10 protein-coding genes are annotated in these 13,396 nt (G+C 71.3%); 6 read left to right on the top strand and 4 right to left on the bottom strand.

The window, feature by feature from the left end; translation table 11 throughout:
• Positions 1-49: 49 nt before the first annotated feature.
• Positions 50-3,193 (bottom strand): isoleucine--tRNA ligase, encoded by a 3,144-nt coding sequence (gene ileS / locus ACFRIC_RS38780; RefSeq protein WP_382796337.1) that lies wholly within the window; start codon positions 3,191-3,193, stop codon positions 50-52.
• Positions 3,194-3,775: 582 nt separating this feature from the next.
• On the opposite strand from ileS, the gene ACFRIC_RS38775 reads away from it, so the two are divergent.
• The 5 genes from ACFRIC_RS38775 to ACFRIC_RS38755 all read left to right on the top strand — a co-directional run bounded on the left by ACFRIC_RS38775 (position 3,776) and on the right by ACFRIC_RS38755 (position 8,668).
• Positions 3,776-4,678, top strand: a complete 903-nt coding sequence (locus tag ACFRIC_RS38775; protein ID WP_382796335.1) for a TraR/DksA family transcriptional regulator — start codon at positions 3,776-3,778, stop codon at positions 4,676-4,678.
• A 125-nt stretch (positions 4,679-4,803) separates the two neighbouring features.
• Complete coding sequence (gene lspA, locus ACFRIC_RS38770) at positions 4,804-5,427, top strand: signal peptidase II (protein ID WP_382796333.1); 624 nt, start codon at positions 4,804-4,806, stop codon at positions 5,425-5,427.
• Positions 5,428-5,551: 124 nt separating this feature from the next.
• Positions 5,552-6,496, top strand: coding sequence for an RluA family pseudouridine synthase (locus ACFRIC_RS38765; protein WP_382796331.1), 945 nt, complete (start codon positions 5,552-5,554; stop codon positions 6,494-6,496).
• A 38-nt stretch (positions 6,497-6,534) separates the two neighbouring features.
• On the top strand, positions 6,535-7,005 hold the full coding sequence (locus ACFRIC_RS38760) for a GNAT family N-acetyltransferase (RefSeq protein WP_382796348.1): 471 nt from the start codon (positions 6,535-6,537) through the stop codon (positions 7,003-7,005).
• Between the two features lie 76 nt (positions 7,006-7,081).
• On the top strand, positions 7,082-8,668 hold the full coding sequence (locus ACFRIC_RS38755) for a Na+/H+ antiporter (RefSeq protein ID WP_382796330.1): 1,587 nt from the start codon (positions 7,082-7,084) through the stop codon (positions 8,666-8,668).
• A 61-nt stretch (positions 8,669-8,729) separates the two neighbouring features.
• On the opposite strand, the gene ACFRIC_RS38750 is transcribed toward ACFRIC_RS38755, so the two are convergent.
• Positions 8,730-9,872, bottom strand: a complete 1,143-nt coding sequence (locus ACFRIC_RS38750) for a mechanosensitive ion channel domain-containing protein (protein WP_382796328.1) — start codon at positions 9,870-9,872, stop codon at positions 8,730-8,732.
• A 231-nt stretch (positions 9,873-10,103) separates the two neighbouring features.
• Between ACFRIC_RS38750 and ACFRIC_RS38745 the strand changes: the two genes are divergently transcribed.
• Positions 10,104-10,673: a dienelactone hydrolase family protein gene (locus ACFRIC_RS38745; protein ID WP_382796327.1), complete on the top strand. Its 570-nt coding sequence runs from the start codon at positions 10,104-10,106 to the stop codon at positions 10,671-10,673.
• A gap of 10 nt (positions 10,674-10,683) precedes the next feature.
• Here ACFRIC_RS38745 and ACFRIC_RS38740 read toward each other — a convergent pair whose 3' ends face one another.
• Positions 10,684-12,351, bottom strand: coding sequence for an alkaline phosphatase D family protein (locus tag ACFRIC_RS38740; RefSeq protein WP_382796325.1), 1,668 nt, complete (start codon positions 12,349-12,351; stop codon positions 10,684-10,686).
• 171 nt (positions 12,352-12,522) lie between these two features.
• A complete protein-coding gene (locus ACFRIC_RS38735; RefSeq protein WP_382796324.1) occupies positions 12,523-13,371 on the bottom strand; it encodes a thioredoxin domain-containing protein in 849 nt (282 codons plus the stop codon).
• Between the last annotated feature and the right edge of the window lie 25 nt (positions 13,372-13,396).

The following is a 13,396-nucleotide window of genomic DNA, read 5'->3' as shown; positions in this document are numbered from 1 at the left end:
CAGGAGATCCTGGCGGCCCCGGGCCCTCGCTGCGGGTGGGAGATCCGCGTCACGCCTTGCGGAGACGGAACACCAGGGACAGCCCCTCGTCGGTGAACGCCTCGCCGTACGCGCCGTCGGCCTCGCCCTGGGCGAAGTCCGTGGCGAGGACCTCGTCGGCGATGAGACCGGCGTGCTCGCCGAGCGCCGCGACGACCGCCGGGTCCGTGGAGGTCCAGCGCAGCGCGATGCGGTCGGCCACGTCGAGGCCGCTGTTCTTGCGGGCCTCCTGGATCAGCCGGATCGCGTCACGGGCGAGGCCCGCCTGCCGCAGCTCCTCGGTGATCTCCAGGTCGAGCGCGACGGTCGCGCCGGAGTCCGAGGCGACCGACCAGCCCTCGCGCGGGGTCTCCGTGATGATGACCTCGTCCGGGGCCAGCGTCACGGTCTCGCCGCCGACCTCGACCGACGCGGTGCCCTCGCGCAGGGCGAGGGACAGGGCCGCGGCGTCGGCCTGGGAGATGGCCTTCGCCACATCCTGGACGCCCTTGCCGAACCGCTTGCCCAGGGCGCGGAAGTTCGCCTTCGCGGTGGTGTCGACCAGTGAGCCGCCGACCTCGGAGAGCGACGCGAGGGAACTCACATTCAGTTCCTCGGTGATCTGCGCGTGCAGCTCGGGGTCGAGCGTCGAGAAGCCGGTGGCGGCGATCAGCGCGCGGGACAGCGGCTGCCGGGTCTTGACGCCCGACTCCGCGCGCGTGGCCCGGCCGAGCTCGACGAGACGACGCACCAGGAGCATCTGGCGCGAGAGCTCCGGGTCGATGGCGGACAGGTCCGCCTCGGGCCAGGTCGACAGGTGCACCGACTCGGGGGCGTCCGGGGTGACCGGGGCGATCAGGTCCTGCCAGACCCGCTCGGTGATGAACGGGGTCAGCGGGGCCATCAGCCGCGTGACGGTCTCCACGACCTCGTGCAGCGTGCGCAGCGCGGCCTTGTCTCCCTGCCAGAAGCGGCGGCGGGAACGGCGCACGTACCAGTTGGAGAGGTCGTCGACGAAGGCCGACAGGAGCTTCCCGGCCCGCTGGGTGTCGTACGCCTCCAGAGCCTGCGTCACCTGGTCGGTGAGCGCGTGGAGTTCGGACAGCAGCCAGCGGTCCAGGACCGGACGGTCCGCCGGCGCCGGGTCGGCCGCGCTGGGCGCCCAGTCGCTGGTGCGGGCGTACAGCGCCTGGAAGGCGACGGTGTTCCAGTACGTGAGGAGCGTCTTGCGGACGACCTCCTGGATCGTGCCGTGACCCACGCGCCGCGCCGCCCACGGGGAACCCCCGGCCGCCATGAACCAGCGCACCGCGTCGGCGCCGTGCTGGTCCATCAGCGGGATCGGCTGAAGGATGTTGCCCAGGTGCTTGGACATCTTGCGGCCGTCCTCGGCGAGGATGTGGCCGAGGCACACGACGTTCTCGTACGAGGACTTGTCGAACACCAGGGTGCCGACGGCCATCAGCGTGTAGAACCAGCCGCGCGTCTGGTCGATGGCCTCGGAGATGAACTGCGCCGGGTAGCGGCTCTCGAAGATCTCCTTGTTCTTGTACGGGTAGCCCCACTGCGCGAACGGCATCGAGCCCGAGTCGTACCAGGCGTCGATGACCTCGGGCACGCGGGTCGCGGTCAGACCGCAGCCTCCCTGCGGGCACGGGAAGGTCACCGCGTCGATGTACGGGCGGTGCGGGTCGAGGTCCGACTGGTCGGTGCCGGTCAGCTCGGACAGTTCCGCGCGCGAGCCGACACAGGTGAGGTGGCCCTCCTCGCAGGTCCACAGCGGCAGCGGGGTGCCCCAGTAACGGCTGCGCGAGAGCGCCCAGTCGATGTTGTTGTTCAGCCAGTCGCCGAAGCGGCCGTGCTTGACGGACTCCGGGAACCAGTTGGTCCCCTCGTTCTCCTCCAGGAGACGGTCCTTGACGGCCGTGGTGCGGATGTACCAGGACGGCTGCGCGTAGTACAGGAGCGCCGTGTGGCAGCGCCAGCAGTGCGGGTAACTGTGCTCGTACGGGACGTGCTTGAAGAGCAGGCCGCGGTTCTGGAGGTCCTCGGTGAGCTTTTCGTCCGCCTTCTTGAAGAAGACGCCGCCCACGAGCGGGACGCTCTCCTCGAAGGTGCCGTTCGGGCGGATCGGGTTCACGACCGGAAGGCCGTACGAGCGGCAGACCTTGAGGTCGTCCTCGCCGAAGGCGGGGGACTGGTGGACCAGACCCGTACCGTCCTCGGTCGTCACGTACTCGGCGTTCACCACGAAGTGGGCGGGCTCGGGGAACTCGATGAGCTCGAACGGACGTTGATACGTCCAGCGCTCCATCTCGGCACCCGTGAAGGACTCGCCCGTGGCCTCCCAGCCCTCGCCGAGCGCCTTCTCGACGAGCGGCTGCGCGACGACGAGCTGCTCCTCGCCGTTCGTCACGACGGCATAGGTGACACCCGGGTGGGCGGCTACCGCGGTGTTGGACACCAGCGTCCACGGCGTGGTCGTCCACACCAGGAGCGAGGCACGGCCGGCCAGCGGACCGGAGGTGAGCGGGAAACGGACGTACACGGAGGGGTCGACGATCGTCTCGTAGCCCTGGGCCAGCTCGTGGTCCGACAGGCCCGTCTCGTCGCGAGGGCACCAGGGCGCCACGCGGTAGTCCTGGACCAGCAGGCCCTTGTCGAAGATCTGCTTGAGCGACCACCACACGGACTCGATGTACTCGGGGTCCATCGTGCGGTAGGCGTCGTCGAGGTCGACCCAGTAGCCCATGCGGTTCGTCAGCTCGGTGAACGCGTCCGTGTGGCGGGTCACGGACTCGCGGCACCGGTCGTTGAACTCGGCGATGCCGAACGCCTCGATGTCCTGCTTGCCGGTGAAGCCGAGTTCCTTCTCGACCGCCAGCTCGACCGGCAGGCCGTGGCAGTCCCAGCCGGCCTTGCGGGCCACGTGATAGCCGCGCATGGTCCGGAAGCGCGGGAAGACGTCCTTGAAGACGCGCGCTTCGATGTGGTGGGCGCCCGGCATGCCGTTGGCGGTGGGCGGGCCCTCGTAGAACACCCACTCCGGCCGGCCCTCGGACTGCTCGAGGCTCTTGGCGAAGATCTTCTGCTCACGCCAGAAATCGAGCACGGCGTGCTCGAGTGCGGGCAGGTCGACCTGGGCGGGCACCTGGCGGTACGTCGGCGCTGTCATCGGCGAGCTTCCTCCAACGGACTTTCTGCCTTCCGTCGGAGGGACGAGAGCCGTCTTGCTACGGACGCCGTGTGCGGCGCGCTCCCGCGGTACCACCCTCCTTGGCCCTCCGACGCGCCGTTCGTGTCGGTGAGCCCCCTCATTGGGGTCGCGATGCCGGGTCTACTGGCCCCACAGGGGTGTTCTGCCGGCGGCTCCGGGGTGATCTTCACGTCGCGCTGGCCCCCGGGCTTCCACCGTCCCCGGGTCGCTCCTGGCCGCGTACGCCGCTACTCGTCCCCATCCACGCTTCTCGCTGCGCCCAGTGTACGGCGCCCCCGGGCCGCCGGCCGACCGGTTTTCCCGGTCACGGCCGTGGCCTGCGCGGTGACCCGAATGGCGAGGTGCGCGGGTCCGGATCCCGGGACGCCGGTCCTGGCGGATTACCCGGCGGGGAGCTGGGCACAACGGAGGCAGACTCGCCGCGCGGGGCTCGCGTGGCGGGCGAATCGTGGCCGGGTCCCGTTGCCGCGGGCCGGAAGTCGATTTATCGTCCCAGCACGATTCGCGAGCAAGATCACAATATGTGAAGGGGCCGCGGCCATGGTGGCGAAGAAGACCGCCGTACAGCAGTCGGCGTCGGGCAGATCCACGAGTGCGGCGGCCAGGGAGACGGACGGGAAGAAGGACGCGCACACGGCCGGGACGAAGACGGCCGGGACGAAGGCCGCCGGGACCAAGGCGGCCGGGGCGAAGACGCCGGGGACGAAGACGTCCGCGGCGAAGGCGGCCTCCTCCGGGACCGCGTCCGCGAAGGCCGCGGGCAGGAAGACGGCCGGCGGGAAGACCACCGCGAAGAAGGCGGCGACCGCCGCGGGGAAGCCCGCGTCCGGGAGATCCGCCGCCTCCGCGGCGCGCAAGAGCACGGGCACGGCGAGGAAGAGCACCGGTACGGCCAGGAAGACGGCCGCTTCCGCGGCCCAGGGCGCGGCAGCGGCCGCGAAGACGACGGGAGCCACGACGGTGGTTGCGAAGAAGACCCGTGGCGCGGCCACGGCCGCCAAGAAGGCCACCGCCGTACCGAAGGCGAGGATCGCCGCGGTCGAGCCCGGCGAGCTCGCGGTGCGGCCGGGCGAGGACCCCTGGACCCCGGACGAGGTCGCGGCGGCCCGCGCGGAGCTCCAGTCGGAGGCGCTGCGGCTGCGTGCCGAGATCTCGTCGTCCGAGGAGGCTCTCGCGGGCCTGATGCGGGACTCCGGCGACGGCGCGGGCGACGACCAGGCGGACACGGGTACGAAAAACATCACACGCGAGCACGAGATGGCGCTCAACTCGAACGCGCGGGAAACGCTGGAGCAGACCGAGCACGCCCTGGACCGCCTCGACGCGGGCACCTACGGGCTCTGCGAGAACTGCGGCAATCCCATCGGCAAGGCCCGTATGCAGGCCTTCCCGCGCGCCACGCTGTGCGTCGAGTGCAAGCAGAAGCAGGAGCGCAGGCACTGATCCCCCGGGTGCCGCGGGGGAGCGGCACCGCCTCGCGGCCCCGAGCGCTCCTGAGCACGTGGGCCCGCGAGCGTGTGCCGTACCCTCGTCCTCAGTCAGGAACCTAGGTCGAGGGACTCACTCACGTGGCAGAGGCGGAGCGCATCATCGGTACGCCGGAGATTCCAGGGACGGCGGGGGCCGAACCGGATCACACCGGCGGGAACGCGGCGTCCGGAGACCGGTCCGGCGCCGACGCGCCGGCCCCGGCCGAGCGGCCCCGGGGCAAGCGCAGGATCGCCGTGCTCTTCACGGTGGCCGTGCTGGCGTACGCCCTCGATCTCGTCAGCAAGATGATCGTGGTGGCGAAGCTGGAGCACCACGACTCGATCGACATCCTCGGGGACTGGCTGCGGTTCGAGGCGATCCGCAACGCGGGCGCCGCCTTCGGCTTCGGCCAGGCGTTCACGATCATCTTCACGGTGATCGCGGCGGCCGTGATCGTCGTCATCGCCCGGCTCGCCCGCAAGCTCTACAGCGTGCCGTGGGCCATCGCGCTCGGCCTGCTGCTGGGCGGCGCGCTCGGCAACCTGACCGACCGCGTCTTCCGGTCGCCCGGCGTCTTCGAGGGCGCGGTCGTGGACTTCATCGCACCCAAGCACTTCGCCGTCTTCAACCTCGCCGACTCCGCGATCGTCTGCGGCGGCATCCTGATCGTGCTGCTGTCCTTCCGGGGCCTGGACCCGGACGGCACCGTCCACAAGGACTGACCAGCTCCCCGCCGCCGTACGGGGCCGTCCCGCGGCCCGTACGACGCCGCGGGGAGGCTCCCGCCGGGCACTGGCGTTCGGACGGTGGTCAGGCGGTGTCCGAGCCGTCCGGCATACTCGACGGGTGAGCACCATTCCCGAGATCCGCACCCTGCCCGTGCCCGACGGCCTGGAGGGCGAGCGCGTCGACGCCGCCATCTCCCGCATGCTGGGCTTCTCCCGTACCAAGGCCGCGGAGCTCGCCGCGGCGGGGAAGGTCACGGTCGACGGCTCGGTGGTCGGCAAATCCGAGCGGGTGCACGGCGGCGCCTGGCTCGAGGTCGAGATGCCCGGAGCCCCCGCGCCCGTGCAGATCGTCGCCGAACCCGTCGAGGGCATGGAGATCATCCATGACGACGACGACGTGCTCGTGATCGTCAAGCCCGTCGGCGTGGCCGCGCACCCCAGCCCCGGCTGGTCGGGCCCGACCGTCATCGGCGGTCTCGCGGCCGCCGGCTACCGCATCTCCACCTCCGGCGCGGCCGAGCGCCAGGGCATCGTCCACCGCCTCGACGTGGGCACCTCGGGCCTGATGACGGTCGCCAAGTCGGAGTACGCGTACACCTCGCTCAAGCGCCAGTTCAAGGAGCGCACGGTCGACAAGCGCTACCACGCGCTCGTGCAGGGCCACCCGGACCCGACCAGCGGCACCATCGACGCGCCCATCGGACGCCACCCGAACCACGACTACAAGTGGGCGGTCACCGCCGAGGGCAAGCCCTCCGTCACGCACTACGACCTGATCGAGGCGTTCCGCGCCGCCTCCCTGCTCGACATCAAGCTGGAGACCGGGCGCACCCACCAGATCCGCGTCCACATGTCCGCCCACCGCCACCCCTGCGTCGGCGACCTCACCTACGGCGCGGACCCCACGCTCGCCAAGCGCCTCGGCCTCACCCGCCAGTGGCTGCACGCGGTGCGGCTCGGTTTCGAGCACCCCGCGGACGGCCGCTGGGTGGAGTTCGAGACCGGCTACCCCGAGGACCTCCAGCGCGCCCTGGACAAGGTCCGTGAGGAGAGCAACGCGTGAGCGGCGGTCCGGACGCGGCGACGGGCCTCTCCCGGGCCGTGCGCGGCGTCGCCTACGAGGTGCGGGTCGCCGAGGACGCCACCGACCGTGAGGCCTGCTTCGCGGTGCGCAAGGACGTCTTCGTCGGCGAGCAGGGCGTCCCCCAGGACATCGAGTACGACGCGTACGACCCCGGCGCCCTGCACGTGCTGGCGATCCGCGAGGACGGCGTGCCCCTGGGCACCGGGCGACTGCTGGAGGGCGAGGCCGCCGCGGCGAAGGTCGGCGGGGATCCGGCCGTCGGCTCGCTCGGGCGGCTCGCCGTGACGCGCGAGGCACGCGGGCTCGGCGTCGGCGCCGCGCTCGTCGGGGCCATCGAGGCCGCCGCACGCGCTCGGGGCCTGACCGCAGTGGACCTGCACGCGCAGACCCACGCGCTGGGGTTCTACGAACGGCTCGGATACGTGGCGTACGGTCCGGAGTTCGAGGACGCGGACATGCCGCACCGCGCGATGCGCAAGGCCCTGTGAGCGAGGTATCGCCCTAGCGGCGTGGCACGCTTGAGGTCTGGACCGCCCTTGATCGTCTAGACCCGGAGCGCTGACCGTGGATCAGTTGGCCCTGCTGTTCGTGCTGCTGCTCGGGGCCGTGGTCAGCGTCCCGGTCGGAGAGCGGTTCGGGCTTCCCGCGCCGGTCCTGATGACCCTGCTCGGCATGGTGCTGGCCGTGCTGGAGTTCGTCCCGAACGTGGACATCCCGCCGGAGCTGATCCTGCCGGCGCTGCTGCCGCCGCTGCTGTACGCCGCGGTGCGCCGCACCTCGTGGAGACAGTTCGCCGCGAACCGGCGCCCGATCTTCCTGCTCGCGGTGGCCCTGGTGTTCGTCACCACCCTGGCGGTCGCCGCCGTCGCGAGCGCGATCGTGCCCGGCCTGCCGCTCGCCGCCGCCTTCGCGCTGGGCGCCCTCGTGGCGCCCCCCGACCCGGTCGCGGCGACCGCCGTCGCGGGACAGCTCGGGCTGCCGCGCCGCCTGGTGTCGATCCTGGAGGGCGAGGGCCTCTTCAACGACGTCACGGCCATCGTGCTCTACCACGTGGCGATCGCCGCCGCGGTCAGCGGAACCTTCTCGCCCTGGCGGGCCGGACTCGACCTCGTGCTCTCCGCCGTCGTCGCCCTCGTCGTCGGGGTGGCCCTCGGCTGGGCCGCGAACAAGCTGATGACGCTGGTCGGCGACGCCACCCTGCAGATCGGGCTGACCCTGCTCGTGCCGTACGTCGCGTACGTCACGGCCGAGGAACTGCACGGATCCGGGGTGCTCGCCGTGCTCACCACGGCCCTGTTCCTCGCGGAGTACGCCACCGACGCCGACGACGTCCTGACCCGGCTCGCCGGGTCGACCGTCTGGGACGTGGTGGACACGCTCGTCACCGGCGTCGCCTTCGGGCTCATCGGCCTCGAACTGCACAACGCGATCCGTACGGCGTCGGGCCGCTGGGGCGAGATGCTCGGCTGGGCCGCCACCATCGTGGTCGTGGTCGTGCTCGTACGCCTGGCCTGGCTGCTGCCCGCGACCTGGCTGACCAAGCGGCTGCACGCCAAGCGGGACTACGACGAGGAGATCCCGACCTCGTGGCGGGAGACCGTGGTCATGTGGTGGGCCGGGATGCGCGGGGTCGCCTCCGTGGCCCTGGCGCTCGCGATCCCGCTGGAGATGGACGACGGTTCGCCGTTCCCGGACCGCGACGAGATCGTGTTCATCGCCTTCGGGGTGATCATGGCGACCCTCGTGATCCAGGGGCTCACCCTGCCCTGGCTCGTCAGAAGGCTCGGGGTGCGGGCCGACGAGGACGTCGAGAAGGCCTTCGAGAAGGAGCTCGCGGTACGGGCCGCCAAGGCCGCGAAGCGCAGGCTGCGGGAGATCGAGGAGGTGGAGGAGCTGCCGGAGGAGGTCTCCGAGCAACTGCTGCGCCGGGCCTTCGAGATCGGTGTGCGGATCAGCCCCGACATGGGGGACGAGGAACGCCGCGAGGCGCATGTGCAGCGGGTCCGGCGGATGAAGCGGATGCGGCGGATCCAGGGCGAGATGATGAGCGCGGCCCGGCACGAGGTGCTGTCCGCGCGGAGCGAGCCCGGGGCCGACCCGGAGATCGTGGACCGCGTCCTGAGACACCTGGACGTCCGAAGCCTCCGCTGACGCCCGCCGGGGCGTCCACCGGCGCCGGGCGCGTTCGCCCGGCACCGGTGGAGCACCCGGGTCAGCCGCGGCCCGGGCCCGTGCGGGGCGGTTCGTGGGCGTGGCGGGCGTGGTGGGGGCGGGACGCCGCCGCCTCCGGCTCCGTGCGGCCCGTACGGGGGCCCTGGCCGGGGAGGAGCGCCGCCTCGGCGGTGTTGACGCGGGGGAGTGCGTAGGGGTGCTGTTCGGTCAGCCAGCGGATCAACTGCTCGCGGACCGTGACCCGTACCGTCCAGATGTCGTCCGCGTCCTTCGCGGTGACCAGCGCGCGCACCTGCATGGTGTTGGGCGTCGAGTCGGTGACGGCCAGGCCGTAGTCGCGGCCGTCCCAGGCCGGGCATTCGCGCAGGATGTCGCGCAGCTTCCCGCGCATCGCCTCCACCGGCGCGGAGTGGTCGAGGTGCAGGAAGACGATGCCGGTCATCTGGGGGGTGCCGCGCGACCAGTTCTCGAACGGCTTCGAGGTGAAGTACGACACCGGCATGGTGATCCGGCGCTCGTCCCACGTCCGTACCGTCAGGAACGTCAGGGTGATCTCCTCGACCGTGCCCCACTCGCCGTCGACCACCACGGTGTCGCCGAGCCGCACCATGTCGCCGAAGGCGATCTGGAGTCCGGCGAAGAGGTTCGCGAGGGTGGACTGGGCGGCGACACCGGCGACGATGCCGAGGATCCCGGCCGAGGCCAGCAGCGAGGCGCCGGCCGCGCGCATCGCGGGGAAGGTGAGCAGCATCGCGGCGGCGGCGACGACACCGACGACCGCGGTGACCACCCGCTGGATCAGCGTGACCTGGGTGCGGACCCGGCGGATCCGCGCCGGATCGCGGTGCGCGTTCGCGTAGCGGCTGTACGAGGTCTCGACGACCGCCGTGGCGATGCTCACCACCAGCCAGGCGGCCGCGCCGATCAGGATCAGGGTCAGGGTCCGGCCGATGCCGATCCGGTGCTCGACCAGGAGCGTCACCTGGGCGTAGGAGCCTCTGAGCAGGGCGGCGAACAGGACGAGCTGGAAGGGGACTCGGCCGCGGCGGAGCAGACCCCACAGGGAGGTCTCGCTGTGCCGGTCGTCAGCCCGCCGCAGCAGACGGTCGACGGACCATCCGATGAGCAGCGTGAGGACGACCGAGCCACCGACGACGATCACCGGGCGCAGTACGTTCTCCATGCCTGAGAAGCTAACCGGCCACCGGCGTCATGAACATGTGTTCTCCGGGCGGAACGGGGTATCCCAGGGGCTCGCTCCGGGGCACCCCGCCGAACCCGCCCGGGCCGGCCGGGCGACAGGGACGGGGTATCCGGGCGACCGGCCCGGATCCACCCCACCGGACGCTCCGGCGCCCACCCCGCCGGACGGCCCGGAGCGGCGCTGTCGGTGCCGGCTGGCACCATGGAGTCCATGAACATCATGCTCTTTCACTCGACCTACGGTCTGCGGCCGGCGGTGCGCGCGGCGGCGGACCGGCTGCGCGCCGCGGGCCACGAGGTGTGGACCCCCGACCTCTTCGAGGGGCACACGTTCGAGACCGTCGAGGAGGGCATGGCCTTCAGTGACGGGATCGGCAAGGACGAGCTGCTCAAGCGGGCGGTCCTGGCCGCCGCGCCCTACTCCGACCGCGGCCTCGTCTACGCGGGCTTCTCCCTCGGCGCCTCGGTCGGGCAGACCCTGGCCCTCGGCGACGAGAAGGCCCGCGGACTCCTCCTGCTGCACGGCACGTCGGACATCGCCGAGAGCGCTTCGGTGGACGAGCTCCCGGTCCAGCTCCATGTCGCCGAGCCCGACCAGTTCGAGACGGACGACTGGCTGAGCGCCTGGTATCTCCAGATGCAGAGAACCGGAGCCGACGTGGAGATCTACCGCTACGCGGGCGCGGGCCACCTCTACACCGACCCGGACCTGCCGGACTACGACGCCGAGGCGGCCGAGGCCACCTGGAAGGTGGCGCTCGGCTTCCTCGATTCGCTGTAGCCCCGGGGGACTACACCGGGTCGTACGTCCGCTCCACCGTCTGCGTGCCGCTGCGCGTGCGGTACGAACGGGCCCAGGACGAGGTCGCGTTCGGGTTCGTGCGGTCGGACAGCACGTAGTAGTCCATCTGCGCGCGGTCGGCCGTGATGTCCAGGACCCCGTAGCCGTGGCGGTCGGTGTCGACCCAGTGCACATGGCGGTTGGCCGCGCGGATGATCGGGGAGGCGACGGCCGAGACGACGCCCTCGGGGACCTTGACGATGTCGTCGAGGTTGTCGGACGTCATCGAGGTGACGACGAACTCCGTGGCGGCGGACGGGGACAGCGGGTACGTACCGGCGTCCACCGGCACGTCGTTGGCCCAGGCCATGTGGATGTCACCGGTCAGGAAGACCGTGTTGCGGATGGCGTTGGACCGCAGGTGCGCGAGCAGTTCGCGGCGGTCGTCGGTGTAGCCGTCCCACTGGTCGGTGTTGACGGCGATGCCCTCCTGCGGGAGCCCGAGGAGCTTGGCGAGCGGCTTGAGGAGGTCGGCGGAGAGCGAGCCCACCGCGAACGGCGAGATCATCACCGAGTTGCCGACCAGCCGCCAGGTGGTGTCCGAGGACTTGAGCCCCGACTTCAGCCAGTCGAGCTGGGCGCGGCCGGTGATGGTGCGCTCCGGGTCGTCGACCGAGCCGCTGGCGGTGGACGCCTGCTGCGACCGGAAGGAGCGCAGGTCGAGGAGCGCGAGGTCGGCGAGCTTGCCGAAGCGCAGCCGGCGGTAGGTGGTTCCGGCGATGGCCGGACGGACCGGCATCCACTCGAAGTAGGCCTGCTTGGCGGCGGTCTGACGGGCCGTCCAGGTGCCCTCGGCGCCCTCGGTGTGGTTGACCGCGCCGCCCGACCAGGAGTTGTCGGCGAACTCGTGGTCGTCCCAGATCGCGACGACCGGCGCCTTGTGGTGCAGGGCCTGGAGGTCGGGGTCGGTCTTGTACCGGCCGTGCCGGGTGCGGTAGTCGGCGAGGGTGAGGATCTCGTTGGCCGGGGCGTGCGGCCGTACGACCGTGCCGCGGGTCCCGTACTCGCCGGACTTGTACTCGTAGATGTAGTCGCCGAGGTGCAGCCAGGCGTCCAGGTCGTTGCGGGCGGCGAGGTGGCGGTACGCCGAGAAGTAGCCGGCCTCCCAGTTGGCGCAGGAGACCACGCCGAAGCGCAGGCCGGCGACGGACGCGTCGGCGGCCGGGGTGGTGCGGGTGCGCGCGACGGGCGAGTCGGTGCCGCCGGCGGAGAAGCGGAACCAGTAGTCGGTGGCGGGCTGCAGGCCGCGGATGTCCGCCTTGACGGTGTGGTCGGTGGCGGCCGTGGCGACGGTGGAACCGGTGGCGACGACGGAGGTGAACGCCTTGTCCCGGGCGACGGTCCAGCTCACCTCGGTGTCCGGGCCGAGCCCGGAGCCGGGTATCGCCTGGGAGGTGGGCGTCACCCGGGTCCACAGCAGGATGCCGTCGGGCAGCGGGTCACCGGAGGCGACGCCGTGCAGGAAGACGGGTGCCTCGGCGGCGCGGGCCGGCAGGGCGGCCGCGAGCGGGGCGGCGAGGACGGCGGTGGCGGCCGCGGCCTTGACGACCGTACGGCGGCGCGGGGCGCGGGAGTTGAGGGCGTCCCCGGGGTTGGTTGATCTGAGTCGACTGGTCACGGGCGATGAGGTTACCGATCAGTACAAGCCAAGAGCGGGCGAACTGGAAAAGTTCGCCCGCTCTTTGGCTTTTCGCCGCTCACGTCACCAGGACCACACAGGTCACCCGGGTCGGCCGCCCCGCTCCCGGTACGGTCCGGGATCGCGCGGGGCCGCCGTGGTGCCGCCCGGTCAGGCCTTGAGGGCCGCGTCGATCGCCGTGGTGAACTCGGCGGCGGTCATCGGGGCGTTCTGGCCGTCCGAGCCGGTGAGCTTCTTGCCGTTCATGACCAGGCTCGGCGTGCCGGTGACGCCGTCCTTGTTGTTGTTCCAGGTCTCGGACATGGCCAGCGCCCAGGCGTCGTACGTGCCCTTCTTGACCGCGTCCTGGAACTTGGCGTTGTTCTTCAGCGCCGGGACGGTGTTCGCGACCTTGATCAGGTAGGCGTCGTCCTTGAACTTGTCGGTCGTCTCCTCGGGGTGGTACTTCGCCGAGTAGAGCGCGCTCTTGTACTCCAGGAAGGCGTCCTGGCTCACGTTCAGCGCGGCGCCCATGGCGCTCATGGCGTTCTTCGAGCCCTCGCCGCGGGAGCCGATCTTGATCTTCCCGCTCTTGTCGGAGTCGCCGTCGAGGAACGTGCCGCCGATGTACTGGATCTTGAACTTGCCGGCGTCGAGGTCCTTCGTGACGGTCGGGCCGACGGTCTGCTCGAAGGAGGCGCAGATCGGGCAGCGCGGGTCCTCGTAGAGCTTCAGGGTCTTCTTGGCGGTGTCCTTGCCGATGACGACGGTCGTGCCGTCCTTGCCCGTGGTGTTCGCCGGGGCGACCACCGTGTCGCTCGCGACGGCCTCCCACTGGGAGGGCTTGTTGTTCTGCACGACGGCGTAGCCGATGCCGCCCGCTATCGCGAGGACCGCGACGAGGGAACCGGCCACGATCCCCTGGCGCTTGATCTTGTCGCGCTTGGCCTGGCGCTCGCGCTCCAGGCGCAGCTTCTCGCGCGCCGCCGTCTTCGACGCCTGGCTGTTCCGCTTGCTCATGGTGGTGTTCTCCATCGGGGACGCG

This window comes from Streptomyces sp. NPDC056738 (assembly GCF_042790435.1).
Taxonomy (GTDB): Bacteria; Actinomycetota; Actinomycetes; order Streptomycetales; family Streptomycetaceae; genus Streptomyces.
Note: the sequence above shows the minus strand (reverse complement) of the source record. Positions and strands in the feature narration are given on the sequence as shown.